Below are 24,464 nucleotides of genomic sequence, written 5' to 3' on the forward strand. Positions count from 1 at the left end.
TTCATGTGGCGAGCCGTTTACCAAAGGCGCACCGGGCTGTCTCCAGGACCGTTGACGGTTGGCGAAAGCGGTATCGCGGGCGCTATCACAAAGCCGGGCGGCTACGCGTTCAGCGGCCGCTCGCCGATGACCCGCTCGGCGCGCAGGGCGGCCAGCTCGTCGTCGGAAAGGCCGAGCCCGCGCAGGATCTCGTCGTTGTGCCGGCCCAGCGTCGGCGGGGCGCTGCGGTGGTGGCGCGCCGGGCCGGGGGTGATGCGAAACGGCCACCCGGGATAGCGGTGCGCTCCGGTGACGGGATGTACGAGCTCCTCGTAATATCCGCGCGCGTCGAGCTGAGCCATGTCATACATCCGGTCACCGGCGATCACCTCTTCGGCCGGGATGCCCTGGGCAGCAAGGGTTTCCACGATCGCCTCCGGCGCCTGGGTGCGGGTCCAGGCGGCAACCGAGTCGTCGAATGCGTCGTGGTCGACGTCCGGGTCCTCGGGCAGTGACAGCGCCACCCATACTCCTTCCGCGTTCGTCGGGTAGACGCCCTGCAGGTAACCACGCCGGCGATTGCCCTCCCGCGCGCGCACGACGCCGTTCATCGAGTACTCGATCACCGGCTCGGCAGTCACGCACGCAGCGACCTCGATCTGGGCGATCTCGATGAGCTGGCCCTCCCCGGTGCGGCTCCGGTGCTCGAGCGCGGCCAGCAGCGCGACCCCGGCGTGCACGCCGACGATCGGATCGGCCGGCCCCTGCGGGTTGCACGGCGGCCCGTCGGCGTAACCGGTGACCGCCGACATCCCCGAGGTCTGCTCGAAGTTCAGCGCCCAGCCGACGTAGTCACGCCAGGGGCCGTGCAGCCCGTATCCCGGCATCCGCACGGCGATCACGTCGGGCTTCAGCGCCACCAGCGAGTCGTAGTCCAAGCCGAACTGCTCGACCACTCGCGGTGAGAAGTTCTCCACGACGACGTCGGCCCGCGCGGCCAGCCGGCGGGCGATGTCCAGGCCCCGCTGCGTGGTCAGGTCGAGCGTGAGACCGCGCTTGTTGAGGTTGGTGCCCTGCCAAATGGGGCTGCGCTCGTACCAGTCGTCGCCCTCGTAGGCGAACGCGCCCGAATAGCGATGCCCGTCCGGCCGCTGGATCGACTCGACCTTGACGATGTCGGCGCCGAACGCGCCCAGGTAGCAGGTGAGATACGCCCCGGCCCAGAACGTGGTCAGATCGAGCACCTTTAGTCCCCCAAAGGGTTCCGGCCGCGAGTGTGACGCCATGGTGATTTCCGGCGCGGAATTTCGCCGTGGCGTTACGCTCGCGCCCAACCGGAACGGCGTGCCGGGACGTTGAAATCCGCCGCCATCGATGAAGAATCCCCGCTTGGCGTACTGCGGACAGTCCAGCACGGTGGCGCCGTCGTTGACCGGGGCGGCCGGAATGCGCAGCGCCTGGCCGAGTTCCACGATCTCGGAGACGGTCTGCGCGGCGAGCAACGGTCGCGCCTTCGCGAAGAATTCGTCCCGCTCGGGGCCGCCCATCATGATCGCGAGCTGCTGCTCGCCGTACTCGGGCAGGCCGAGCATCGCGCACACGTCGAGCCAGTGCTGGCCGGTCAGGCAGTTGATCCCGACCCACCCGTCGGCGGCCCGCACGACCCCCAGCATCGGGGCCGACCTCAGGTTCGCGGGCAGGCCCAGGCGCTGCATCCGCTGCGCCATCAGCATCGGGTACGGCAGCGTCGACAGCAGCGCTTCCAACTGGGAGACGTCGACCTGCCTGACACCGCCGGCGGGTCCCAGCCGCAGCGCGGTCAGCGCACCCAGCGCGGCGTAGCCGCCCGCGACGTACTCCGAGATGCGGGCGCCGACCTGGACCGGTGGGCGCCCCGGGTCCCTGGCGCTGATCCACCCCGATGCCGCCTGCAGGGTCAGCGGCGTGGCCGGCCGATGGCGCCACGGCCCGGTCTGGCCGAAGGCGGAAATGCGAAGCAGCACCAGGTTCGGGTTGAGCCGGCCCAGGGTGTCGGGGTCCAGTCCCCAGCCCTCCAGCGTCCCGGGCCCGAAATCCTCGACCACCACCTGCGCCCCCGCGATCAGCTCGCGGGCGGCCGCCAGGTCGTCGGGCCGGGCCAAATCCAGTGTGGCGGCGCGTTTTCCGGCGTTGAGGTACTCGAACAGGCCGCAGCGCTGCGGGTCGCGAACCCCGCCGGGGAACGGGCCCCAGCGGCGCAGCGGGTCGCCGGCGGGAGGCTCGATCTTGGTGACCGCGGCGCCGAGGTCGGCGAAAAGCTTTGCGGCGTAAGGGCCCGCAATCTCGTGGGCGAATTCGACGACGTGGATCCCGGCGAGGGGACCCGTCATGCGGGAATCCCGATGGCCTTCATCTCCATGTACTGGTGCAGGCCGACGACTCCGCCGCTCTCCCGGCCGAACCCGCTCAGCTTGAAGCCGCCGAACGGCGCGTCACCGGGGCCGACGCCGTTGACCGCGACCTGGCCGGTGCGGATGCGCCGTGCTACGCCGACGGCCCGTTCCACGTCGGCTGCCCACACGGCCCCGGAGAGCCCGTAGCGCGAGTTGTTGGCGATCGCGATCGCGTCGTCGTCGTCGGAGTAGCGCAGCACCGACAGCACGGGCCCGAAGACTTCCTCCTGGGCGATCGTCGAATCCGGGTCGACGTCGGTGAGGATCGTCGGCTCGAAGTAGAACCCTACGTCCAGGCCGGCCGGACGGCCGCCGCCGGTCGCGAGCTTGGCCCCGTCGTTGACCGCCCCGTCGACGTGGGCCTGGACGCGGTCCCGCTGCGCCGCGCTGATCAGCGGCCCCATCTGCGCCCCGGGGTCCCTGGGGTCGCCGACTTTCACGTCGCGGGCGAGCGCGACGAGCCGGTCGACGAGGTCGTCGTGCAGCGAGTCGGGAACCAGGAGCCGGCTGTGCAGGATGCAGGCCTGCCCGGCGTGCAGCGAGCAGCAGTCGAACAGCATCTGCCGCAGCATCTCGTCGGTCACCTGCGCGTCGTCGAGCACGATGCTCGCCGACTTTCCGCCGCACTCCAGCAACAGCCGCTTCATGGCGTCGCCCGCGGCGCGCATGACCTCGCAGCCGACGGCCGAGCTGCCGGTGAAGCTGACCATGTCGACGCGCGGGTCGGTGGTGAGCAGCCGCGCGGCCTCGAGTCCCGACGGCGTGACGACGTTGACCACCCCGCGCGGGATGTCGGTCTCCTCGTCGATGACGCGCGCGAGCGCCAGCCCTGCGAGCGGCGTCAGCGGCGAGGGCTTGAGCACGACGGTATTGCCGGCCGCCAAGGCGTTGTTCACCTTCATGACGTTGAGGCAGTGCGGGAAGTTCCACGGCGTCAGGATGGATACGACGCCGAGCGGCTCGCGCCGCAGCAGCGTCGTTCCCGCGCCGACGCCGCTGACCGGCTCGTCGGTCAACTTGGTGGCGAGCTGGGCCGCGTGCATGGACATGTATCCGGCGCCGTCGATCTGCATCATCCGCTCGTTTTCGACGCAGCCCCACTCCGCCTGCGACAGCGCGAAGAACTCGTCGGCGTGCCTGCCCAGGGCTTCGCCGAGTTGGTTGAGGCAGGCGGCCCGCTCTTCGGGGCCGGTGGTCGCCCACGGCCCACTGTCGAAGGCCCGGCGCGCCGCGGCGATCGCCTCGCCGACCTGCGCGACGCTGGCGTCGGGCGCGGCGGCGATGGTCTGTTCGGTGGCGGGGTCGATGTCGTCGTAGCGACCGCCCTCCGGTTCGACCCAGCTGCCGTCGATGTAGAGCTGGTAGGAGTCGGCAAGTGGTCCCGGAGGTTGCAGCTCGGCCATGTGCGTCCTTACCCGAATGTCGGTCATCTAGAGAGCCAGTGTTCACCCCCCGCGTCCCCGCCGTCAATCATCAATACGGCGAATTTCCCTCTATTTCATGGCGTTGCGAACGTGTTGACAGCCGCGGCCATGCCAGAGTAGACACAACGTCGCAAGACACATTGCCTCGATGTGTCGGATCGCCGTTCAGGGAGGCCGGCCGTGCGGACTACTTTTCCCGCTTCTCTGTTGCACTCCCCCGACTTCTACGCCGGCGACCCGTACCCGGCGTACCGGGAGTTGCGCGCGGCGTCGCCGGTGTGCTGGAACGACGTCACCAACTTCTGGGCGCTGCTGAAGTACGAGGACATCCGTTTCGTGTCGGGCAACCCGGCGCTGTTCTCGTCCACCCGGGGCATCACCATCCCCGACCCGAACATGCCGAGCCCGGTCCAGCCGGGCAGCCTGATCTTCACCGACCCGCCGCGGCACCGGCAGATGCGCAAGCTGATCAACTCGGGGTTCACCCGGCGGCGGGTGGCCGTGTTGGAGCCGAAGATCCGCGAGATCGTGCGGGGCATCCTCGACGGCGTCCAGCCCGACTCCGCCCACGAGTTCGCCGAGGAGATCGCCGCGCCGCTGCCCACCCGGATGATCGCCGAGCTCATCGGCGCCCCGCCCGACGACTGGGAGCAATTCCGGGCCTGGTCGGACGCCGCCACCGGGACCGCCGACCCGGAGATCGAGCTCGACCCGCTGGTGGCCATGGGGCAGCTGTTCGAGTACTTCCAGAAGCTGATCGCGGCCCGGCGCGTCGACGCCCGCGACGACCTGCTGTCGGTTCTGGCCGGAGCGGAGATCGACGGGGTCCGCCTCACCGATGAGGACCTGCTGAACTTCGCGTTCCTGCTGCTGGTCGCCGGCAACGAAACCACCCGCAACCTCATCGCTTTGGGCACCTTGGCGCTGATCGCGCACCCCGACCAGTGCCGGCTGCTGGTCGAGGACCGGTCGCTGATCCCGGGCGCGGTCGAGGAGATGTTGCGCTGGAACAGCCCGGTGGTGCACATGGCGCGCACCGCAACGGCCGACGTCGAGATTCGCGGGCAGCTGATCGCCGAAGGCGACACGGTGGTGATGCTGTACGGGTCGGCCAACCGCGACGAGGACATCTTCGGCGTGGACTCCGAGGAGTTCGAGGTGACCCGCCACCCGAATCCGCACATCGCGTTCGGCTGCGGTGAACACTCTTGCGTCGGTGCGCAATTGGCACGACTGGAGGCCACGGTCATGTTCGACGAGCTGCTGCGGCGGTTCCCCAGGCTGGAGCTGGTCGGCGCGGTCGACCGGATGCGCGCCACGATGGTGCCCGGCGTCAAGCGGATGCCGGTGCGGCTCGGGACGGCGGGGTGATGGAACTCGACTACACGCCCGGGCAACAGCGGCTGCGCGCCGAGATCCGCGCCGCGTTGGAGAAGGTGATGACGCCCGAACGCACCATGGCGCTCGGTGCACGCATGGAGGGCGGCCCCGAGGTGCGCGAATGCGTACGCGCCCTGGCTGCGGCCAAGCTGCTGGGTGTCGGTTGGCCCAAAGAGTATGGCGGACGGGGATTCTCGGCGATCGAGCAGTTCATCTTCGCCGAGGAGGCGCAGCGGGTCGGCGCCCCGATCCCGCTGGTGACGCTCAACACCGTCGGGCCGACGCTCATGCAGTACGGCACCGAGGAGCAGAAGCGGACGTTTCTGCCGGCGATCCTCGACGGCAGCGTGGAGTTCGCGATCGGCTACTCGGAGCCCGGGGCGGGCAGCGACCTGGCGTCGCTGCGGACCACGGCGGTGCGCGACGGCCCGGATTACGTGATCAACGGCCAGAAGATGTTCACCAGCGGCGCCGCGTACGCCGACTACATCTGGCTGGCGGCACGCACCGATCCGAACGCGAAGAAGCACAAGGGCATTTCCATCTTCATCGTGCCGACCTCGTCGCCCGGACTCTCCTGGCAGCCGCTGCACACCATGCCGGGCATCTCCACCTTCTACACGTTCTACGACGACGTGCGTGTCCCGGCGAGCGCGATCGTGGCCGGCGAAAACCACGGGTGGCAACTGATCACCACCCAGTTGAACTTCGAACGCGCCGCCCTGGGCAACCTCGGCGCGCTCGAGCCGCTGTTCGAGAAGACCCTGGACTGGGCCACCGCCACCGAGCTCGACGGCGGGCGCGTCATCGACCGGCCATGGGTGCGGCTCGCGCTGGCCCGGGTCGAAGCGCAGGTCGCCGCGTACAAACTCGTCAACGCGCGAGTCAACGCGGCCATGACCAAGGGCGCGCTGAACATGGGAGAAGCGTCGGCCGCCAAGGTTTTCGGCACCGAGCTCACCCAGCAGGTCGCCCGTCAGCTGCTGGAAGTGCTCGACGGCAACGGGGTCCGCCGCGGCGACGATGCACCCTTGCGCGGCGCCCTGGAATCCGCATATCGCTGGGCGGTCATCAACACGTTCGGGGGCGGCGCCAACGAGATTCAGCGTGACATCATTGCCATGGCCGGATTGGGCATGCCGAGGGCACCCCGAGACCTTCGGGCCCCAGACAAATCAGGAGGATCGTGACCGATCAAGACTCCGAGGTGCTTGCGAAGCTGCGCGAGCTCGTCGGCAAGCCCACCGGCGGGACCGGAAAGCCCTCGGTGGCACCGGATCCGGTCAACCAGCCGATGATCCGGCACTGGGCCCACGCGCTCGACGACATGAACCCCGTCTACCTCGATCCGGAGTTCGCGGCGTCGTCGCGGTTCGGCGGCATCGTGTCGCCGCCGGTCATGCTGCAGACCTGGACGATGCCGTCCCCGAAGCTGGATGGTATCGGCGACCGGGGCGGCGCTCCCGTCGAAATCCTCAGCAACCCAACGGCATTCCTCGACGAGGCCGGGTACACCAGCACGGTGGCGACCAACTCGGAGTTCGAGATCGAACGCTATCCCCGGCTGGGCGATGTCATCAGCGCGACGTCGGTGTTCGAGGACGTCTCCGACGAGAAGAAGACGGCGCTGGGCACCGGCTTCTTTTTGACCTGGGTGATCACCTACACCGACCAGAACGGCGAGGTGCTGGGGCGACAGCGGTTCCGCGTGCTGCGATTCAGGCCGGCGCGCTGATGGCCCCCCGCCTGGCGCCGGCGATCAGTCCGGACACCGAATTCTTCTGGAGCGGGCTGCGCGAGCACAAGCTGCTGATCCAGCGGTGCAGCGGTTGCGGGGCGCTGCGCCACCCGCCGCGGCCCATGTGTCCGAAATGCCGCTCCCTGCAGTGGGAGGAGATCGAGTCGTCGGGTCGCGGCACCGTCTACAGCTACGTGATGCCGCACGAACCCCGCTTCCCCTTCTTCGACTATCCGTACATCGTGGCGCTGGTCCAGCTCGACGAAGGGGTGCGGCTGGTGTCGAATCTGTGCGGCATCGACCCGGCCGACGTCACGGTCGGGATGCCGGTCGAGGTCTACTACCAGGCTTTCGATAACGACCTGGTGCTGCACCAGTTCCGGCCTCGTCAGTAGGTGGCACAATGGATTTCACCTTCACCGAAGAGCAGGAGGCGATCGCCGAACTCGCCCGCGAGATCTTCGAGCGCCGGGCCACCCCCGAACGGCTGACCGAACTGGAGGCGGGCGAGACCCGGTTTGACGCGGCGCTGTGGCGGGAGCTCGCGGCCGCCGACCTGTTGGGCACGGCGCTGCCGGAGGCGGTCGGCGGGACAGGCGGCGGCTTCGTGGAACTCGGGGTGCTGCTGGCCGAGGTGGGCTGGAGCGTCGCGCCGGTGCCCGCGTATGCGACGCTGGTGCTCGGCGCCGACCCGATCGCCCGGCACGGCACCCCGGAGCAACGGCGACGGTTTTTGCCGGGCGTCATCGCGGGAACCCGCATCCTGAGCGCGGGCCTGCAAGAGCCGGGCCGCTCCGACCCGCTGAGGCCGTCTTGTACCGCGCGCCGTGACGGCCCGAACTGGCGGCTGGACGGTGCCAAGGAGCTGGTGCCGGCCGCCCAAATCGCCGACACCATTGTGGTTCCGGCCGCTACCGACGACGGTGGTGCGAGGCTGTTCCTGCTGCCCACCGACGCCCACGGCATCGAGGTCCGGCCGGTCGCGACCACCAACGGAGAACCGCACGCGGACGTATTCCTCAACGGCGCAACAGTTTCCGAGGACGACCGGCTCGACGGGCCGATCGAGTCGCTCTACACGCGCGCCCTGGTCGGCCTGTGCGCGATCCAGCTCGGCGTCTCCGACCGGGCGTTGCGCATCGCGGCCGACTACACCAGCGGGCGTGAGCAATTCGGGCGACCTATCGGCAGCTTTCAGGCGGTGCAGCAGCGGATGGCCGACGCCTTCATCGACGTCGAGGCGATCCGGTGGACCACCTGGCATGCGGCCTGGCTCGTCGCGCGGGGACGGCCCTTGGAAGAGGCCCGGCGGGCGGCCCGCATCGCGAAGTTCTGGGCCGCCGAGGCCGGCGCCCGGGTCGCCGCCACCACCCAACACGTCCACGGCGGCATCGGGATCGACGTCACCTATCCGCTGCACCGCTACTTCCTGTGGGCCAAACACAACGAGCTCACCCTCGGTCCCGCCAGTGCCCAGCTGGCCGGTATCGGCAGCACCTATCCGGAAGGAAACCGATGACCCTATGACAGCAGCCAAGCCCCGCTCGACACTCAAGTGGGCCGACATCGATGTCGGGGACGAGGTGACCACCCTCGAAATCCCCATCACCACAACGATGATCGTCGCCGGCGCGATCGCCTCGCGGGACTTCATGCCGGTGCACCACGACCGCGACTACGCCAACAAGCAGGGCTCCCCGAACCTGTTCATGAACATCCTGACCACCAACGGGTATTGCGTGCGCTTCCTCACCGACTGGGCCGGACCCGAGGCGATGGTGAAGAACCTGTCGATCCGCCTCGGCGTGCCGTGCTTCCCCGATGACCCGCTGCGCTTCACCGGCAGCGTGACTTCTAAAACCGAAGGTTCGGACGGGGAGAACTTCGTCGAGGTGACGTTCAGGGGCTCCAACAGCCTCGGCGACCACGTCTCCGGCACCGCGGTGCTCAGCCTGCTCGACGGGGCCGGCGCGTGAGCTCCTCGCTGCCCGGCAGCTGCGCCATCGTCGGGATCGGCCAGACCGAGTTCTCCAAGGAGTCCGGGCGTAGCGAGCTCCAATTGGCTTGTGAGGCAGTCAGTGCCGCGCTAGACGATGCCGGCCTGGCACCCGGTGACGTCGAGGGCATGGTCACCTTCACCATGGACGCCAGCGACGAGATCGACGTGGCGCGCAGCGTCGGCATCGGCGACCTGAGCTTCTTCTCCCGGGTGCCGCACGGCGGTGGTGCGGCGGCCGGCACGGTGGTGCACGCGGCGATGGCCGTCGCGACCGGCGTTGCCGATGTGGTGGTGTGCTACCGCGCGTTCAATGAGCGGTCCGGCATGCGGTTCGGCGGCAGCGGACGCACCAGCGCCGAGACCCCGCTGTTCATGGCGCATTACGCGCCGTTCGGGCTGCTCACCCCCGCGGCCTGGGTCGCGCTGCACGCCCAGCGCTACATGTCGACCTACGGGGTGACCAACGAGGACTTCGGCCGCATCGCCGTCGTCGACCGGGCGCACGCGGCGAACAATCCCGACGCCTGGTTCTACCGGCGCCCGATCACGCTGGAGGACCACCAGAATTCGCGCTGGATCATCGAACCCGTGCTGCGCCTGCTGGATTGCTGCCAGGAGAGCGACGGCGGGGTCGCTCTGGTGGTGACCAGCGCCGAACGCGCCCGGGATCTTCGGCAGCCGCCGGCGGTGATCACCGCGGCCGCCCAGGGCGCGGCCCGCGAGGGCGAGATGATGACCAGCTACTACCGCGAGGACATCACCGGTCTCCCGGAGATGGGGGTAGTCGCCAACCAGCTGTGGCGCGATTCGGGCCTCAAGCCCCAAGACATCCAAACCGCCTTCATCTACGACCATTTCACGCCGTTCGTGTTCACGCAGCTCGAGGAGCTCGGCTTCTGCGGGCGCGGTGAGGCCAAGGACTTCGCCACCGTCGAGCGGCTGTCGCTCGGCGGGGAATTTCCGATCAACACCAACGGCGGGCTGCTCGGCGAGGCGTACATCCACGGCATGAACGGCATCACCGAGGGCGTGCGGCAGGTGCGCGGGACCTCCCCCAACCAGGTCGAGGGCGTCGAGCACGTGCTCGTCACGTCGGGAACCGGCGTGCCCACCAGCGGACTTATCCTCGCGCCAGCGGACTGAGGGGGACCCATGCCCAAGCTCGCGGTGTTGACCGCGCCCGGGGGGCCGATCGAGCTGGCCGAATTCCCGCTCACCGCGCCCGCGCCGGGAACCGCGGCGCTCAAGCTGCGGATGGCCGGGATCTGCGGATCCGACCTGCACATCTTTCGCGGCGAGCTGCCATTGCCGTGCCCCTTCGCCCTGGGCCACGAAATGGTCGGCGAGATAGCCGAACTCGGCGAGGGGCTGACCACCGACGCGACCGGCAAGCCGCTCGCCGCCGGCGATCGCGTCGTCACCCCGTACTTCTGGACCTGCGGGCAGTGCCACGCCTGCGCGCGGGGCCGCTCCCACGCGTGCCAGAACCTGATGGCCGGCGAATACCGGACCCACGAGCAGGAGCCGCACTTCGTCGCCGCGCACGGCGAGTACTACTACACCAGCCGGCGGCAGCCGTTGTACAAGGTGCCCGAGGACCTCCCCGACGAAGCCGTCGCCCCGCTGAATTGCGCCTTGGCCCAGGTCTTGTTCGCGCTGCGTGATGTGCGCCTGGGCGACACGGTCGTCATCCAGGGCGCGGGTGGGCTGGGCATCAACGCCGCCGCCGTGGCGCGCACCGCGGGTGCGGCTGAAGTCATCGTCATCGACAAGATCGCTGAAAGGCTCGATGTCGCGTCCGATCTCGGCGCCACCGTCTGCATCGACGCCAGCGGCATCTCCACTTTCGAGGTGACGGAGCGGGTCCGCCGGCACACCGACGGCATCGGCGCCGACTGGGCGCTCGAGGTCGTCGGGGTGCCGGGCGTCATCCCCGACGGTGTCGGCTTTCTCAACAACGGTGGCACGCTGCTCGAGGTCGGCAATATCGGGATGGGGCGCACGTTCGAGCTCGACCCGAGCGTCCTGGTCTACGGCAACAAGTCCGTGCGCGGCGTCATGCTCTACGACCCGGCCACGCTGGCGGTCGGCCTGTCCTTTTTGCAGCACACCGACTTTCCGTTCGGCCGGCTGATGCCCAGGCCGTTACATCTCGCCGACGTCAATGCCGCCTACGCCGCAGCCGACGCCGGGCTGGTGCCCAGGGGGGCGCTGGTGCCGTGACTCAGGCCTCGGCTTTCACCCCGGCGACCGACACCCGCGAGCTCATCGTGGAGTCCGCGTATGCCTGCTTCCGCAGACAGGGGCTGCAGAAGGCGACGATCGTCGACATCGCCCGGACGGCCGGCGTTTCGCGCAGCACCGTCTACGAGTACTTCAGCGACAAGGCCGCCATCATCGAGGCGTGCGCCGAACACGCCTCCGAGCGGTTCTACCGCGAGATGTCCAAGGCGATGGACCAGGGCAGCTCGCTGGAGGACAAGCTGAGCCGCGCTGCGGTGTTCGTGACCCAGGCGCGGCGGGTCATCGCCTCCGAGAAGTACTTTGATGAGGACGCGATCAGCCTGCTGCTGACCAAGGACGCCGCGGTGCTGCTGCGCGAGTGCGTCGATTTCTTCGCGCCCTACCTTTCCGCCGCCAGGCTCACCGGCGAGGTCCGCAAGGACCTCGACGTCGAGGCCGCCGGAGAATGGTTTGCGCGCATACTCTTTTCGCTCTTCAGCACGCCGTCGTCGACGCTGGACATGGACGACCCCGAGGTGGCGGCGGAATTCGTGCGCGCTCACGTGGTCCGCGGATTCGCCCGGGACCGCCCCAGAAATAGGCGCGCAGCAGGCTAGGCAACTCTTGGTCAGGCCGGGTCGAAGTAGACCGGAAGCGAGTCGGGGCCGCGCAGCGTCGTCACCGTCTGACTGGTGATCCGCGCGCCTTCCGCCGCCCCCGCGGCCAGGCGCAGGTTCGGGAGCCTGTCCAGTAGGGCACGCAGCGCCGTGACGAGTTCGGTAAATGCCAGCCAGTTTCCAATGCAGCTGTGTGGGCCCTGGCCGAACGCGACGAGCGGCGTCGCGCGCCGGGTGATGTCGAATGTGTGCGGGTCCGGGTAGACGGCCGGATCCCGGTTGGCGGCGTTGATCGCGAAGATCATCGGCGTCCGGGCCGGGATGTTGATGCCGCGCCAGGCGACCGCCTGCGGGCAAACCCGGGGCAGCAGACCCACCGGCGGCTCCCAGCGCAGCGCCTCCCATATCGCCCACGGCAGGTGTTCGTCGACGTCGGAGCGCAACAGCGCCAGCTGCCCCGGGTGGGTGAGCAGCGCGGCCAGCACGTTGCCCATCGCCAGCATCGTGGTGTCGGCCCCCACCGGGTACAGCAGCCGCACGAACGACAACACCTGCTCGTCACCGAGTCGCTCGCCGTCGTCGGTGGTTTCCGTGACGATGCGCGAAATCATGTCGTCGCCGGGCTCGCGCCGGCGCGCCGCGATGATCGGCAACACGTACTCCGAAAGCTCCCGGGCGCACCGTGTGGCCTCCGCCGGATCGATGGCGTAGTGCAACAGGCCCTGAGCCCACCCGTAGACCGTGTCTTCGTCCTTGATGGGAATCCCGAGCATCCGGTTGTTGATCAGCAGCGAGAACCGTTGGGTGAACTCGGAAACCAGGTCCGCCCGGCCCCGAGACGCAAACCGGTCGATCAACTCGTCGATGACCGGCGCGATGATCGGCTCGGCGTAGCGGTCTACGAAGCTACGGCGCAGCGGGGTCGACACGATCGCGCGGTTGACGCGGTGTTCCCTGCCGGTCATGCACTGAATGGTGTGTCCCCACACCGGTTTCGTGGTCAACGAATACGCGGCCCACGACGGGAAAGTCTCCTCGTCGCGGAATCCGGCAGCCACCAGCTCCTGGGTCAACAGCAGGACCGCTTTGGCGCCCGCGAACGGCACGATCGCATGATCACGACGCCGCCGCAGGCCCGCCAGCACCTCGTGCAGATCGGGCTGGTCGTCCAGCGCGAAATCGATGCCCTCGATGTCGGCCCGGGGCAATGCCATTGGGTTCACTTCAGTCCTCGATGCGATTATTCGTATAGCATAGTGCGATTATCCGCCTAGGCAGTTCACTGTACGGAGAGGCCATGCAGACTGGCAAGCCCCGCGCCGGGTCGCCGTCCCCGCCGACGCTGCGGGTGATCTCGGTCGTCGAGTTCCTGACCCTCCGCGAGCGGCCGCAGTCCTCGGCGCAGATCGCCGACGGCCTCGGCCTCAGCAGATCGACCGTGGGCGCCATTCTCGCCGCGCTCGATGACCAGGGCTGGGTCACTCGTCTACCCGATCTGACCTACCGCCTGGGTCCGGGCCTGATCGCGATCAGCGAGCGGGCCCGGCCCGCTCTGCCTCGCCCCAACGTGGTGGACGCCGAGCTCGAACGCCTCGCCGACAGCGTCGGCTGCGCGGTCGGCCTGAGTACGGTCCATCGCCGACAGTTGATCATCGTCGCGGTCACCGCGCTTCGCGGCCACGTTCCCGCCGGCATCTCCTCCGGTACGCGGCTGCCGCTGGCGCCGCCGGCCGGCGCGTCGATCATCGCCCACGCCGACAAGACCGCGCAGCGCGACTGGCTCGGGCGCGGAAAACCCAAGGAAATCAAACGGTTACGGCGCACGCTCGAGGTGATCCGGGAAACCGGAATCGGTGTATGGGGTGCCGGAGCCGCCGTCGAAACGGTCGATGTAATCGCCGACGTTGTGAGCTTCCTGTCGGAGGACCCCAGCAGCGCGCAACTGCGCAACCGGGTCGTAGCACTGCTGGGTAGCCTCAACGGCACCGCGTATGAACCCGAGCAGCTGGCCATCGATGATGAATTGCCGGTCAGCGTGCTGACCGCGCCCGTCTTCGACAGCGACGGCACCGCGCGATGGGAATTGCAGATCGGACCGTTCCGGCCGGCGGTTTCACGGCCGCAGCGGCAGCGCTACATCGACGAATTGCGTCATACCGCAGACCGGCTCAACGGGGCCCGACCCTAGCCCGGCCCAGTCCGATCTCAGTGGCCGCACTGCGGAATACCGCTGGAATTCATCGGCGTTGCTCGGGCCACACGGTATCGCCGGCGTGAACCGGTCTGCCATGGCCCGGCAGCAGGTGGGCGACCGGTAGTTCTTCAAGTTGCTTGCGGGTGACGGCGGCGCTGACCGCGTCGACGATTTCCGGTGTGTGCCATACCTTGCCGCGAACTGTCAGCACGGCGTCACCCGACAGCAGCGTGCGCGTCGTCGGATTCCACAGCGCGATGCTGTCATCGGTGTGTCCGCTCGCATTGACCACGGCCCAATCCGGGGCGCCGGGCAGCGGCTGGCCATCGGCAAGGCCACCGCCAGGGGGTGGTCCGGTCCAGCGCATACCGGCCGGCGTGCCGTATCCGGCCACCCGGGCACCGCTGAGGAGCCCGGTCACGCCGAGTCGATCCAGCGGCTGGTCGATCATGGTGGGCCAGATACGCGCGGCCCGGGCCGGGGTCGGGGTGCGCGGTTTCACCCCGTCGAGGTAGGTAAGTGTGTTCTCGGGCAACCAGATTGGCGCGCCGTGACGCATGGCCAACTCCGCCGCACCGGCGACGTGGTCGCTGTGTCCGTGGGTCGCCACCACGGCGTGCAGGGTTCCGCCGAGGCGATCCAGGACGGCTGAGAGATCGCTGGCGACCCGCGGCAATCCGGCGTCGACCACCACCGCGCCGTCACCGCTTCGCAGGACGTAACAGTTGAAGATCCAGCGCGAAAGCCGGGTGATACCGAGGTCGGGCATCTCGTCGATAACCAGGCTCATAGCCGAGACGCTACGCCCGCGACTCCGATCGCTAGCCCGCCGGTGGCACCGGGATCGGGAACTCCACGGGCGGCGACCACGGCTGGGGCTCAGGCGACGGCGGCGGCGGCGGGCCCCATGGTTGCCCGGGCGCCGGAGGTGGTGGCGGGTCGGCGTGTGCCACGCCGACGCCGATACCGAGTGCAACCACCCCCAGCGCAGCGGCGACGGCGGATCCGGCCAACAGCTGCTTGACATGCATGGCGCGAATCTACTTGGCGCGCCGGGCCCGCGCGGTGTTCGCTTTCCACGGATCGCGGTACAGTGCTCCTGCCGGCTGGTCGAAGTCGGCGGGACGACGGCTCGGTCGGCATGGCTTATTGGCCATGACGCATCGAGGGGTGCCAGGCGTCCTTTCTCATCACAGCCCCGGAGACATTGACCGCGGTCGCAACGGATTTGGCGAGTATCGGTTCGGCACTCACCGCGGCCAACGCGTCGGCGGCGGCGCCGACGATAGGCGTGGTGGCCGCGGGCGCCGATGAGGTGTCGGCGGCGATCGCGGCGGTGTTCGGCGGCCACGCCCAGGACTACCAGGCTCTCAGCGCCCAGGCCGCGTCATATCATGACCAGTTCGTGCAGGCGCTCAACGCGGGCGTGAACGCGTATGCGAGTACCGAGGCCGCGAGCGTTTCGCCCCTGCAGGAGGTGCTCGACCAGATCAACGCGCCGACCTTGGCGGTATTGGGTCGCCCGTTGATCGGCAACGGCGCCAACGGCGCCCCGGGTACCGGGGCGAACGGCGGGGCCGGCGGAATATTGTTCGGCAACGGCGGGGCGGGCGGGTCGGGCGGCATCGGCCAGAACGGCGGGTCCGGCGGAGCCGCCGGACTATTCGGCAACGGCGGTGCCGGCGGAGACGGTGGGATCTCAGCGGGCACGGCCGGCGCTGGCGGAGCCGGCGGGCACGGTGGCATCTTGGTCGGCAACGGGGGCAACGGTGGCACCGGCGGGTTCTCAGGGGGCAACACCGGGGGGACCGGCGGGGCCGGCGGCGCCTCCGGACTGTTCGGCTTCGCCGGGACCGGCGGCGCGGGTGGCCTGGGCGCTACCGGCGGTATCGGCGGGGCGGGCGGGGCCGCGGGATTGTTCGGCGCGGCGGGAGCCGGCGGCGTCGGCGGCAACGGCGGCCTCGGGGGCGCCGGCGGGGCCGGCGGGACGGCGGGATTGTTCGGCGCGGCGGGAGCCGGCGGAACCGGTGGCACGGGCGGCGTCTTCGGCGGTGGCGCCGGCGGCGCCGGCGGCAGCGGCGGCCTGTTCGCGTCGGGCGGCGCCGGCGGTGCGGGCGGTCTCAGCACCCAGGGTTCGAATGGCGTCGGCGGAGCCGGGGGCGCCGGCGGCAATGGCGGCATCATCTTCGGTTCCGGCGGTACCGGCGGCATTGGCGCCTACGGCGATCACGGCGGGGGTGCCGGCGGGGCGGGCGGCAATGCCGGCATGCTCGCCGGTTCCGGCGGCGCTGGCGGCACCGGCGGTGTCGGCCTTAACTTCGTCGGTGGAGCCGGCGGGGCCGGCGGCAAGGCGGGGCTGATCGGCAATGGTGGCGCCGGCGGCGCCGGCGGGATTTCCTTTCACGGGGTAGGCAGCCAGGGCGGACCGGGCGGCAATGCCGTGCTGATCGGTAGCGGCGGCAACGGCGGCAACAGCGGGCCGGGAACTTCCAACGGCACGCCCGGCGCCGGCGGCACCGGCGGTCTGCTGCTCGGCCTCAACGGGATCGACGGGATGTCTTAGCCCGCGTGTGCAACGTGGGCTTCGAGCGTGCGGGGTTCACGCCCGGTGCGCCAGCGCCCGCAGGAAGAACTTCAGGTTGGCCGGTCGCTCGGCCAACCGCCGCACGAAGTACCCGTACCACTGGGTGCCGAACGGCACGTACACCCGCACGCGGTCGCCGGAGCCGGCGAGCCGGCGCTGCTCCCCCTCGCGGATGCCATAAAGCATCTGATATTCGAAATCGTCGACGCCGCGCCCCGATTCGCGGGCCATACCGGGAACCGCCTCGATCACCGCCGGATCGTGCGAGGCCACCATCGGATACCCGTTGCCCGCCATCAACACTGCAAGGCATCGCAGGTACGAGTCGGTGACCTCGGTGTCGTCCCGGTAGGCCACGGACGCGGGTTCGTCGTAGGCGCCCTTGCACAACCGGATCCGCGCGCCGGACGCGGCGAATTCCTCGCAATCCCCGCGCGTGCGGCGCAGGTAGGCCTGGAGAACCGTTCCAAGCCATGGGAAGTCGGCCCGCAGGTCACGCACGATCGACAGCGTCGAATCGGTGGTGGTGTGGTCCTCGGCGTCCACCGTCACCCACACACCGGCCCGACGCGCCGCGTCGCAGATCGCAAAGGCGTTCTCGCGGGCGATCTTCTCGCCGTCGCGGTCCAGCGCCCGCCCCAGCGCGGACAGCTTCAGCGACACTTCCAGCGGCCGAACCCCGTCGCCCTCGTCACGGAACTGGGCCAGCCTGCCGATCAGATCGACGTATACCCGCACGGCCGCGTCGGCGTCATCGGAGTCGGTGACGTCCTCGCCCAGGTAGTCAATGCTGACGAGGCGGCCCGAATCACGAAGCGCAGCAACGCTGCCCAGCGCGCAATCGATCGTCTCGCCAGGTACGAACCGCCCGACCACCGTGCGCGTGACCGGCATCCGCTCGGCCGTGCGGCGCAATCCCTCCCACCGGCCGGCCGCCAGGATCGCCGGGCGCACGGTGTGGGCGAACAATCCGGCCATCAGCCGGCCGCCATGTGCGGGTAGGTGTGGTCGGTGGCCGGAACGAACGTCTCCTTGATCGTGCGGGCCGACGTCCAGCGCAGCAGATTCAGCGCCGAACCGGCCTTGTCGTTGGTGCCGGAACCGCGCGAGCCGCCGAACGGCTGACGACCGACCACCGCGCCGGTCGGCTTGTCGTTGACGTAGAAATTCCCTGCGGCGAACCGCAGCCGGTCCTGGGCGGTCAGCACGGCCGCTCGGTCGTCGGCGACGACGGCGCCGGTCAGGGCGTAGCGTGACCCGGTGTCGATGACATCCAGGACTTGTTCGTACTGGTCGTCGGGGTAGACGTGCGCCGACAGGACCGGGCCGAAATATTCCGTCGCCAAGGACTCGTCGGTCGGATCGTCGGACAGCAGCACAGTGGGCCGCACGAAATAGCCGACGCTGTCGTCGTATTCGCCGCCGACCGCGATCGTGACGCCGGGCGCGCCCTTCGCCCGCTCGATGGCGTCGACGTTCTTGAGGAAGGCCCGCCTGTCGATCAGCGCGCCGCCGAAGTTGGTGAGGTCGGTGATGTCGCCGTAGCGCAGCGCGGCGGTCTCGCCCAGGAAGGTGTCGCCCATGCGCTGCCACACCGAGTGCGCGATGAACACCCGTGACGCGGCGGAGCACTTCTGGCCCTGGTAGTCGAAGGCCCCGCGAATCAGCGCCGTGCACAACACCTCCGGCCGCGCCGAGGCGTGCGCGACGACGAAGTCCTTGCCGCCGGTCTCGCCGACCAGGCGCGGGTAGCTGAGGTAGCGGCCGATATTGGCGCCCACCCGCTGCCACAGGTGCTGGAAGGTGGCGGTCGACCCGGTGAAGTGGATGCCGGCCAGCCGGGGATCATCCAGGGCCACATCGGAAACCGCGTAGCCGTCGCCGGTGAGCAGGTTGATCACGCCGGGCGGCAGGCCCGCCGCCTCGAGCAGTTGCATCGTCAGATATGCCGACAGGGTTTGGGTGATCGACGGCTTCCACACCACGGTGTTGCCCATCAGCGCGGGCGCGGTCGGCAGGTTGCCGGCGATCGAGGTGAAGTTGAACGGCGTGATCGCGTAGACGAAGCCGTCCAGCGGGCGGTAGTCGCTGCGGTTCCACTCGCCGGGTCCACTGATCGGCTGCTGCGCCAGGATCTGACGGGCGAACGCCACGTTGAACCGCCAGAAGTCGACCTGCTCGCACGGCGAGTCGATCTCGGCCTGATACGCGGACTTTGATTGCCCGAGCATCGTTGCGGCCGCGATCTTTTCGCGCCACGGCCCGGCCAGCAGGTCGGCGGCCCGCAGGAACACCGCGGCGCGCTCGTCGAAAGGCATTGCCGCCCAGTCTTTCTTCGCGGCCATCGCCGCGTCGATCGCCGCCGTCGCGTCGGCGTGCGTGGCGTTGGTAAGGGTGCCCAGCTTCGCGGCATGCCGGTGCGGCTGGACGACGTCGACCCGATCACCCGCACCCATCCGGTGCTCGCCGCCGATGACGTGCGGGAGGTCGACCGCGTGGTCGGCCAGGGCGCTCAACTCGGCGAGCAGGCGAGCGCGTTCGGGGGATTGCGGCGCATAGTCGTGGACCGGCTCGTTAGCCGGGACCGGTACCTGGGTGATCGCGTCCATGCTGCCGATGATCCCCGGCGCGGACCCTGATCTTGTTGGCCGATTGGACAAGGTTGGGGGTTCTGGCTAGTAGAATCGGACAACATGCGAGTGGCGGGTATCGGTCTGGGTCAGATGTTGCTCGCGCTGGACGCAACGCTGGTCAGCCTGGTCGACGCCCCGCGCGGCCTGGACCTTCCGGTGGCGTCGGCGGCGCTGATCGATTCCGACGACGTGCGGCTGGGCCTTGCCGCGCCGGCGGGTTTGGCCGACGTCTTCTTCCTGCTGGGCGTGACCGAGGACGAAGCGCTGCGATGGCTCGACGGACGGACGTGCGCACCGGCGGCGATCTTCGTCAAGGGGCCGTCGGATGCCCTGGTGGCGGCGGCGGTCGCGGCCGGGTCGGCGGTGGTGGCGGTGGAGCCGAGGGCCCGTTGGGAGCGGCTCTATCAGTTGGTCAATCACGTGCTGGAACATCACCGGGACCGCGGCGACCCGGTCGATGACTCGGGCACCGACCTGTTCGGCCTGGCGCAGTCGCTGGCCGACCGCATCCACGGCATGGTCAGCATCGAAAACGCCCAGTCGCACGTGCTCGCCTATTCGGCTTCCAACGACGAGGCCGACGAGTTGCGCCGCCTTTCCATCCTGGGGCGCGCCGGGCCGCCCGAGCATCTGGAGTGGATCGGCCAGTGGGGCATCTTCGACGCGCTGCGCTCCAGCGGCGAGGTGGTGCGTGTCGCCGAGCGCCCGGAATTGGGTCTGCGCCCGCGGCTGGCCATCGGCATCCGCCAGCCCCCGGCCGGTGCGCGCCGACCGCCGGTGTTCGCCGGCGCCATTTGGGTGCAGCAAGGCTCGCAGACCCTGGCCGACGACGCCGAGGACATGCTGCGGGGCGCGGCCGTCCTGGCCGCGCGAATCATGGTGCGGCTGGCCGCCCGGCCGTCCACGCATGCGCGGCGCATGCAGCAACTTCTCGGGCTCACGGACGAACCCGCTGACGCGGCTGCCGTCGCCCACGAACTCGGCCTGCCCGCCGACGGCGCCGCCGCGCTGATCGGTTGGGACACCATCGGGACTGCGCATCCGCGCCTCGCCGACGTCCTGGCGTTGAGCGCCAGCGCTTTTCGCCGCGACGCCCAGGTCGCGTCGCATGCATCCCGGATCTACGTGCTGCTGCCACAGACGCAGACGCGGTCGGTCAGCTCATGGGCGCGCGGCACGATCGGCTCCCTGCGCGCCGAACTCGGCGTCGAGCTGCGGGCCGCCATCGCCGCGCCGGTCGCCGGTCTGGCGGAAGTCGCGGCGGCGCGCTCGGAGGTCGACCGCGTCCTTGACAGCGCTGAGCGACACCCGGTTTTAGGCCAGGTGACCACGCTGGCCGAAGCCCGCACCACCGTCCTGCTCGACGAGATCGTCACCCTGGTCGGCGCGGACCAGCGGCTGGTCGATCCGCGGATACGCGACCTGCGCGCCCAAGATCCGGTGCTGGTCGAGACGCTGCGGGCCTACCTGGACAGCTTCGGCGACATCGGCGCCGCCGCCCGGGTGCTGCAGGTGCATCCCAACACCGTTCGGTACCGGGTGCGACGGATCGAGAAGCTGTTGTCGACGTCGCTGTCGGATCCCGAGGTGCGGCTGCTGTTTTCGCTGGGATTGCGGGTGACCGAGCGCTCGGCTTGACCAAGGGGCCTGTTGTCATCGAATCGGGCGGCCACCACCGACTTCCGCTGCAGCGCTCTGGATCGCCGCGACCCGATCGCGATCGATACCCCAGGGCTCGTCAACGCCGACGCGTTGGTCGAGATCCCATAGGACACAGTGCTCGCCCGGTGTTGCGACGAGCGACCATGCGAGAACCGTTCTGCGCAAATGCTCATCGGCTGAATCGAACGCGCCACGAACGTCGTCCGGTGCGCCGCCCTCCGGGTAGTGATGCAGAAACTCCCCATACGCCTGCCTGCAGAACTTCGCATACTGGACCGTGCACAGGATCAGGCCGTGCCACGCCTCATCGACTGCACGCGAAGGCATCCCGATCACCCGATGGTCCCGCAGCGCGGGCGCGCAGCAGCGCAGCCATTGCCGCAACCCGCTGTCGACAAGCGGTCTCGGCTGCCACGGAGAGGTTTTGAACACCGCCGCGGGAAGCTCCAGCCGCGCGACCGCGGAGTTCGCCCGATCGAACCGACCGCCGCGCCAACGCATTTTCGGTATGTCAATGCCCCCCGCCACCACAGCCGCCTCCGCCGCAGCCGGATCCTCCGCCGCAACCGCCGTGACCGCCGCCGCAGCCGCTGTGCCCGCCGCTGCACCCGGAACCGCCGCCCCCGTCGCCGCCCCCGCCCGTCGCCCAATAGCGATGACGGCGTCTGTTGCGGGTTTGCAGATGTCGAACCACATAGGCGACAGCCATCACCACGGGTATGACGAAAAACGCAATGCCCATCCAGTCCGGCGCGGGGCCGTCCAGTCGAACGAAGTGGCCCAGAAAACGCAGCCCGGCTCCGCCGCCGGCGAGGAGGACGAATAAGAGTAAATACCAAACCCAAAAGCTACTGAATACAGAGCTGACGACGTCAGAAATCCTGCGGCCCGAGCCCTGGGGACCCGCGGCATGCGTCGTGGGAACCCGGCCGATGGGCAGCTGCGGAGCCGCGCCCGTTCTGAGTTGTTGCTCAACGAGATCGAGAAACGCATCGACCTCGTCTTCGTTGTACCCGCGTCTTCCGATCGGTGGCCTCGCGAATGACACGTCGTGCACGTGCTCTGACATCAGAGCGTGTCCCGTGGGGTCTACCAGCGCCGACTCGATGAGGTCCAGAAACGCGTCGACCTCGTCTTGGTTGTAGCCGGACTTTCCGATGGGTGGCTTGGAGAAAGCCACGCTGCGAACCTGTTCTGCACTAAGGCAATCGCCCGTCGGTGACGCAAATCTGTTGACCTTCCATTTTTGTCGCCCGGCCGCGCCGTGGGTGGCGGTCAGGCGCTTTTGCTCGGCCAGCTGGCTTTCCAGCTCGGCGATGCGTTTCTCGGGGTCGTCCTGGTTGATCTCCATGGCGTTTCCTGTCGCTGCGGTCAGGCGAGAGATTACTGCGGGGCATTTGCGAAATTCTTGCGTCACTCTCGCGTCAACCCGGTTGGTACAAGCGCCGGCCAGACGCCAATTCCCCGATCCGAGCGGAGCAAGTACACGTCACTTAGGGGGCCTGCCCTTGGGTAATTGCCATCTCCGTGCCAGGTCACCGCGCCGAAAAGCAAGAAGCGGGCGCGGCGACGCCGACACCCAGTGCCGAGGTGGTGTTCATGTGGCGCTCCACTTGTCTGACCTCGGTGACAATCATGACGGGCTCCGGCCGACGGCGGAAGGGCGAAAGCGCCAATCACATGCTTGAACATCACGGGGCCGCGACGACCCGGTTGATGCCTCGGGCAGCGGCTTGTCCGGCCTGGCGCGGTCTGCGGCCGCGGTCCACAGATAACAGAACGTATTGGCGCTGAGCCCCAGCGCTTTCCGCCGCGACGCGGCACTTATCCACAGTTGGGACTTGGTCCACAGACTCCGTTGTCGTGGCGTGCCTGCGTCGGGGGCCGCATTAGAATCGAAAGCATGTTCGAACTGCCGGATGCCGAGGCGCTGCGCGCGGCCGACGACGCGGCGGTGGTGGCCGCGATCACGGAGGGCGCCCGCGCCGAGGCCGCCGCCGCCGCGCGGCGGCTGGCGGCCATCGCCGAGTTGGTGCGTCGCCGCGCCGACGGGCCGGTCGACCGCGCGTACTGGTCGTGCGACAACTGGGACGCGATGGCCGCCGAAGTCGCTGCGGCACAGGGCGTCAGCCACGCCATGGCCTCGGGGCAGATGTATCTCGCGGTGGCCCTGCGCGACCGCCTGCCCAAGGTGGCGGCCTTGTTCGCCGAGGGCACGATCAGCGCGCGGCTGGTCTCGGGGATCGTGTGGCACACGGACCTGATCAAGGACTCCGAGGCGCTGCGGTTGGTCGACGAGACGCTGGCCCGGGACGCCAGGCACTTCGGGCCGCTGTCATTGGGCAAGACCGCCCAGGCCATCGACGCGGTCGTCGACCGCCACGACCCCGCGGCCCTGCGCCGCAGCCGCGCCGGCGCGCGCGGGCGCCACGTGACGATCAGCCCCGACGAGCACGACTCGGGCACCGCGGCCCTATGGGGTTCGTTGTACGCGACGGACGCCGCCGCCCTCGATCGCCGATTGACCGAGATGGCCCAGCAGCTATGCGACGGCGACCCGCGAACGCTCGATCAGCGCCGCGCCGACGCGCTGGGGGCCTTGGCCGCCGGCGGCGAACACCTCGCGTGTGGCTGCGGCAAGGCCGAGTGCCGGGCCGGCAGCGACTCTCGAGCCGCCGCCGTGGTGGTCCACGTCGTCACCGACGCAGCTGCCCTCGATGCCCAGCCCGACCCGCACAACTCGGGCGAACGCAAGTCGCGGCCCATCACACCGGACATGACCCTGGACGAGGCGCTGGCCCCCGACCCCGAACCCGACATCCCGGCGGTGCGGTTGCCCGCGGCCCACCTCACCGGCGGCGGCACCATTCCCGCCTCGATGGTGGCCGAGCTGATCCGCAACGGCGCCAAAGTCCAACCACTGCACCACCCCGCCGATTCGCCACCCGAGCCGGGTTATCGCCCCTCGGCCCGGCTCGAGCGATTCATCCGCTGCCGCGACATGACGTGCCGATTTCCCGGCTGTGATCGACCCGCCGAGTTCGCCGACATCGACCACACCATCCCGTACCCGATCGGCCCGACCCACGCCTCGAACCTCAAATGTCTATGCCGAAAACACCACCTGCTAAAGACTTTCTGGCCGGCATGGCGCGACGAGCAACTGCCGGATGGCACCATCGTGTGGACCTCACCGAGCGGGCACAAGTACATCACCCGTCCGGGCAGTCGGCTGCTGTTTCCGGCGCTGTGCCTACCCACCGGCGAACTGCTCAGTGTTCCAAAGGATTACGGCGCACCTTCCGGCGATCGCGGCCTGATGATGCCCACGAGGCGACTAACCCGGCAACAAGACCGCGCCCATCGCATCGACGCTGAACGCGCGCTCAACGCCGACCGCGTCGCCGAACGCAATCAACCGCCGCCATTTTGAGACAGTGACGCCACTTCGCCGTCGCGATTTCCTGCCGCAACAGCTTCCGGTGCCTCGAAGCCCGCGCGCTACGAGCCGCTGGTCACGGTGTGCCTGAACACATGAAAGGAAACCCCTCCGGTGGCGGCGGATCAGTTCCCTCCCAGACGCCGGGCGAAACGTTCCC

21 protein-coding genes and 2 pseudogenes are annotated in these 24,464 nt (G+C 69.2%); 13 read left to right on the forward strand and 10 right to left on the reverse strand.

The genetic code is table 11. The annotated features are described in order from the left end of the window. Window positions 1-101: 101 nt before the first annotated feature. Both VMD50_RS19970 and VMD50_RS19975 read right to left on the reverse strand, forming a co-directional pair. The gene (locus VMD50_RS19970) at window positions 102-2,348 is read right to left on the reverse strand and encodes a CaiB/BaiF CoA transferase family protein (RefSeq protein WP_325429941.1); all 2,247 of its coding nucleotides are present in this window, start codon (window positions 2,346-2,348) and stop codon (window positions 102-104) included. Beyond that, window positions 2,345-3,814 (reverse strand): aldehyde dehydrogenase family protein, encoded by a 1,470-nt coding sequence (locus VMD50_RS19975; RefSeq protein WP_325429943.1) that lies wholly within the window; start codon window positions 3,812-3,814, stop codon window positions 2,345-2,347. Before VMD50_RS19975 ends, VMD50_RS19970 begins: the two co-directional genes overlap by 4 nt. Before the next feature lie 201 nt (window positions 3,815-4,015). On the opposite strand from VMD50_RS19975, the gene VMD50_RS19980 reads away from it, so the two are divergent. Genes VMD50_RS19980 through VMD50_RS20020 form a run of 9 tightly spaced genes read left to right on the forward strand, consistent with a single transcriptional unit; the run spans window position 4,016 to window position 11,792 of the window. Continuing rightward, window positions 4,016-5,206, forward strand: coding sequence for a cytochrome P450 (locus tag VMD50_RS19980; protein WP_414686128.1), 1,191 nt, complete (start codon window positions 4,016-4,018; stop codon window positions 5,204-5,206). Further along, window positions 5,206-6,405 carry an acyl-CoA dehydrogenase family protein gene (locus tag VMD50_RS19985; RefSeq protein ID WP_325429945.1) on the forward strand — a complete coding sequence of 400 codons (1,200 nt, stop codon included), beginning with the start codon at window positions 5,206-5,208 and terminating at the stop codon, window positions 6,403-6,405. The genes VMD50_RS19980 and VMD50_RS19985 overlap by 1 nt, the downstream gene beginning before the upstream one ends. Continuing rightward, entirely contained in the window at window positions 6,402-6,950 is a 549-nt protein-coding gene (locus VMD50_RS19990) for a MaoC family dehydratase (protein WP_325429947.1), read from the forward strand. The genes VMD50_RS19985 and VMD50_RS19990 overlap by 4 nt, the downstream gene beginning before the upstream one ends. Beyond that, window positions 6,950-7,348 (forward strand): Zn-ribbon domain-containing OB-fold protein, encoded by a 399-nt coding sequence (locus VMD50_RS19995; RefSeq protein WP_325429949.1) that lies wholly within the window; start codon window positions 6,950-6,952, stop codon window positions 7,346-7,348. Before VMD50_RS19990 ends, VMD50_RS19995 begins: the two co-directional genes overlap by 1 nt. Before the next feature lie 8 nt (window positions 7,349-7,356). Continuing rightward, window positions 7,357-8,472 carry an acyl-CoA dehydrogenase family protein gene (locus VMD50_RS20000; protein WP_325429951.1) on the forward strand — a complete coding sequence of 372 codons (1,116 nt, stop codon included), beginning with the start codon at window positions 7,357-7,359 and terminating at the stop codon, window positions 8,470-8,472. 4 nt (window positions 8,473-8,476) lie between these two features. Beyond that, entirely contained in the window at window positions 8,477-8,929 is a 453-nt protein-coding gene (locus tag VMD50_RS20005) for a MaoC family dehydratase (RefSeq protein ID WP_325429953.1), read from the forward strand. Beyond that, complete coding sequence (locus VMD50_RS20010) at window positions 8,926-10,095, forward strand: lipid-transfer protein (RefSeq protein ID WP_325429955.1); 1,170 nt, start codon at window positions 8,926-8,928, stop codon at window positions 10,093-10,095. Before VMD50_RS20005 ends, VMD50_RS20010 begins: the two co-directional genes overlap by 4 nt. A 9-nt stretch (window positions 10,096-10,104) precedes the next feature. Then, entirely contained in the window at window positions 10,105-11,175 is a 1,071-nt protein-coding gene (locus tag VMD50_RS20015; RefSeq protein ID WP_325429957.1) for a zinc-binding dehydrogenase, read from the forward strand. Further along, entirely contained in the window at window positions 11,172-11,792 is a 621-nt protein-coding gene (locus VMD50_RS20020; protein ID WP_325429959.1) for a TetR/AcrR family transcriptional regulator, read from the forward strand. Before VMD50_RS20015 ends, VMD50_RS20020 begins: the two co-directional genes overlap by 4 nt. A gap of 11 nt (window positions 11,793-11,803) precedes the next feature. On the opposite strand, the gene VMD50_RS20025 is transcribed toward VMD50_RS20020, so the two are convergent. After that, the gene (locus VMD50_RS20025) at window positions 11,804-13,006 is read right to left on the reverse strand and encodes a cytochrome P450 (protein WP_325429961.1); all 1,203 of its coding nucleotides are present in this window, start codon (window positions 13,004-13,006) and stop codon (window positions 11,804-11,806) included. A gap of 83 nt (window positions 13,007-13,089) precedes the next feature. Here VMD50_RS20025 and VMD50_RS20030 point away from each other — a divergent pair, with 83 nt between their 5' ends. Further along, the gene (locus VMD50_RS20030) at window positions 13,090-13,980 is read left to right on the forward strand and encodes a helix-turn-helix domain-containing protein (protein ID WP_325429963.1); all 891 of its coding nucleotides are present in this window, start codon (window positions 13,090-13,092) and stop codon (window positions 13,978-13,980) included. Window positions 13,981-14,029: 49 nt separating this feature from the next. Here VMD50_RS20030 and VMD50_RS20035 read toward each other — a convergent pair whose 3' ends face one another. Beyond that, on the reverse strand, window positions 14,030-14,776 hold the full coding sequence (locus VMD50_RS20035) for an MBL fold metallo-hydrolase (RefSeq protein ID WP_325429965.1): 747 nt from the start codon (window positions 14,774-14,776) through the stop codon (window positions 14,030-14,032). A 31-nt stretch (window positions 14,777-14,807) separates the two neighbouring features. Continuing rightward, window positions 14,808-15,017, reverse strand: a complete 210-nt coding sequence (locus VMD50_RS20040; RefSeq protein ID WP_325429967.1) for a hypothetical protein — start codon at window positions 15,015-15,017, stop codon at window positions 14,808-14,810. A 176-nt stretch (window positions 15,018-15,193) separates the two neighbouring features. On the opposite strand from VMD50_RS20040, the gene VMD50_RS20045 reads away from it, so the two are divergent. Next, entirely contained in the window at window positions 15,194-16,549 is a 1,356-nt protein-coding gene (locus tag VMD50_RS20045) for a PE family protein (protein ID WP_325429969.1), read from the forward strand. A 36-nt stretch (window positions 16,550-16,585) separates the two neighbouring features. Here VMD50_RS20045 and VMD50_RS20050 read toward each other — a convergent pair whose 3' ends face one another. Both VMD50_RS20050 and pruA read right to left on the reverse strand, forming a co-directional pair. Next, the gene (locus VMD50_RS20050) at window positions 16,586-17,548 is read right to left on the reverse strand and encodes a proline dehydrogenase family protein (protein WP_325429971.1); all 963 of its coding nucleotides are present in this window, start codon (window positions 17,546-17,548) and stop codon (window positions 16,586-16,588) included. After that, window positions 17,548-19,179, reverse strand: coding sequence for an L-glutamate gamma-semialdehyde dehydrogenase (gene pruA / locus VMD50_RS20055; protein WP_325429973.1), 1,632 nt, complete (start codon window positions 19,177-19,179; stop codon window positions 17,548-17,550). Before pruA ends, VMD50_RS20050 begins: the two co-directional genes overlap by 1 nt. Window positions 19,180-19,263: 84 nt before the next feature. Here pruA and VMD50_RS20060 point away from each other — a divergent pair, with 84 nt between their 5' ends. Continuing rightward, a complete protein-coding gene (locus tag VMD50_RS20060; RefSeq protein WP_325429975.1) occupies window positions 19,264-20,841 on the forward strand; it encodes a PucR family transcriptional regulator in 1,578 nt (525 codons plus the stop codon). 15 nt (window positions 20,842-20,856) lie between these two features. On the opposite strand, the gene VMD50_RS20065 is transcribed toward VMD50_RS20060, so the two are convergent. The 3 genes and pseudogenes from VMD50_RS20065 to VMD50_RS29910 form a co-directional block, all read right to left on the reverse strand. Further along, complete coding sequence (locus VMD50_RS20065; protein WP_325430079.1) at window positions 20,857-21,366, reverse strand: glycine-rich domain-containing protein; 510 nt, start codon at window positions 21,364-21,366, stop codon at window positions 20,857-20,859. A 460-nt stretch (window positions 21,367-21,826) separates the two neighbouring features. Further along, window positions 21,827-21,934, reverse strand: a pseudogene (locus VMD50_RS29905) (DivIVA domain-containing protein); the annotation flags it as partial. A 24-nt stretch (window positions 21,935-21,958) separates the two neighbouring features. Further along, a pseudogene (locus tag VMD50_RS29910) lies at window positions 21,959-22,216 on the reverse strand (DivIVA domain-containing protein); the annotation flags it as partial. Window positions 22,217-22,768: 552 nt separating this feature from the next. Between VMD50_RS29910 and VMD50_RS20075 the strand changes: the two are divergent. Further along, a complete protein-coding gene (locus VMD50_RS20075; protein ID WP_325429979.1) occupies window positions 22,769-24,298 on the forward strand; it encodes an HNH endonuclease signature motif containing protein in 1,530 nt (509 codons plus the stop codon). Window positions 24,299-24,464: the final 166 nt, after the last annotated feature.

The sequence above is a fragment of the Mycobacterium sp. genome, assembly GCF_035506235.1.
Taxonomy (GTDB): Bacteria; Actinomycetota; Actinomycetes; order Mycobacteriales; family Mycobacteriaceae; genus Mycobacterium.

Excerpts from the sequence above, each read along its gene's own strand:
- VMD50_RS19970 (WP_325429941.1), bottom strand. The coding sequence starts at position 2,348 with ATGACGGGTCCCCTCGCCGGGATCCACGTCGTCGAATTCGCCCACGAG.
- VMD50_RS19975 (WP_325429943.1), bottom strand. The coding sequence starts at position 3,814 with ATGGCCGAGCTGCAACCTCCGGGACCACTTGCCGACTCCTACCAGCTC.
- VMD50_RS19985 (WP_325429945.1), top strand. The coding sequence starts at position 5,206 with ATGGAACTCGACTACACGCCCGGGCAACAGCGGCTGCGCGCCGAGATC.
- VMD50_RS19995 (WP_325429949.1), top strand. The coding sequence starts at position 6,950 with ATGGCCCCCCGCCTGGCGCCGGCGATCAGTCCGGACACCGAATTCTTC.
- VMD50_RS20000 (WP_325429951.1), top strand. The coding sequence starts at position 7,357 with ATGGATTTCACCTTCACCGAAGAGCAGGAGGCGATCGCCGAACTCGCC.
- VMD50_RS20005 (WP_325429953.1), top strand. The coding sequence starts at position 8,477 with ATGACAGCAGCCAAGCCCCGCTCGACACTCAAGTGGGCCGACATCGAT.
- VMD50_RS20015 (WP_325429957.1), top strand. The coding sequence starts at position 10,105 with ATGCCCAAGCTCGCGGTGTTGACCGCGCCCGGGGGGCCGATCGAGCTG.
- VMD50_RS20025 (WP_325429961.1), bottom strand. The coding sequence starts at position 13,006 with ATGGCATTGCCCCGGGCCGACATCGAGGGCATCGATTTCGCGCTGGAC.
- VMD50_RS20030 (WP_325429963.1), top strand. The coding sequence starts at position 13,090 with ATGCAGACTGGCAAGCCCCGCGCCGGGTCGCCGTCCCCGCCGACGCTG.
- VMD50_RS20035 (WP_325429965.1), bottom strand. The coding sequence starts at position 14,776 with ATGAGCCTGGTTATCGACGAGATGCCCGACCTCGGTATCACCCGGCTT.
- VMD50_RS20040 (WP_325429967.1), bottom strand. The coding sequence starts at position 15,017 with ATGCATGTCAAGCAGCTGTTGGCCGGATCCGCCGTCGCCGCTGCGCTG.
- VMD50_RS20050 (WP_325429971.1), bottom strand. The coding sequence starts at position 17,548 with ATGGCCGGATTGTTCGCCCACACCGTGCGCCCGGCGATCCTGGCGGCC.
- pruA (WP_325429973.1), bottom strand. The coding sequence starts at position 19,179 with ATGGACGCGATCACCCAGGTACCGGTCCCGGCTAACGAGCCGGTCCAC.
- VMD50_RS20060 (WP_325429975.1), top strand. The coding sequence starts at position 19,264 with ATGCGAGTGGCGGGTATCGGTCTGGGTCAGATGTTGCTCGCGCTGGAC.
- VMD50_RS20065 (WP_325430079.1), bottom strand. The coding sequence starts at position 21,366 with ATGCGTTGGCGCGGCGGTCGGTTCGATCGGGCGAACTCCGCGGTCGCG.
- VMD50_RS20075 (WP_325429979.1), top strand. The coding sequence starts at position 22,769 with ATGTTCGAACTGCCGGATGCCGAGGCGCTGCGCGCGGCCGACGACGCG.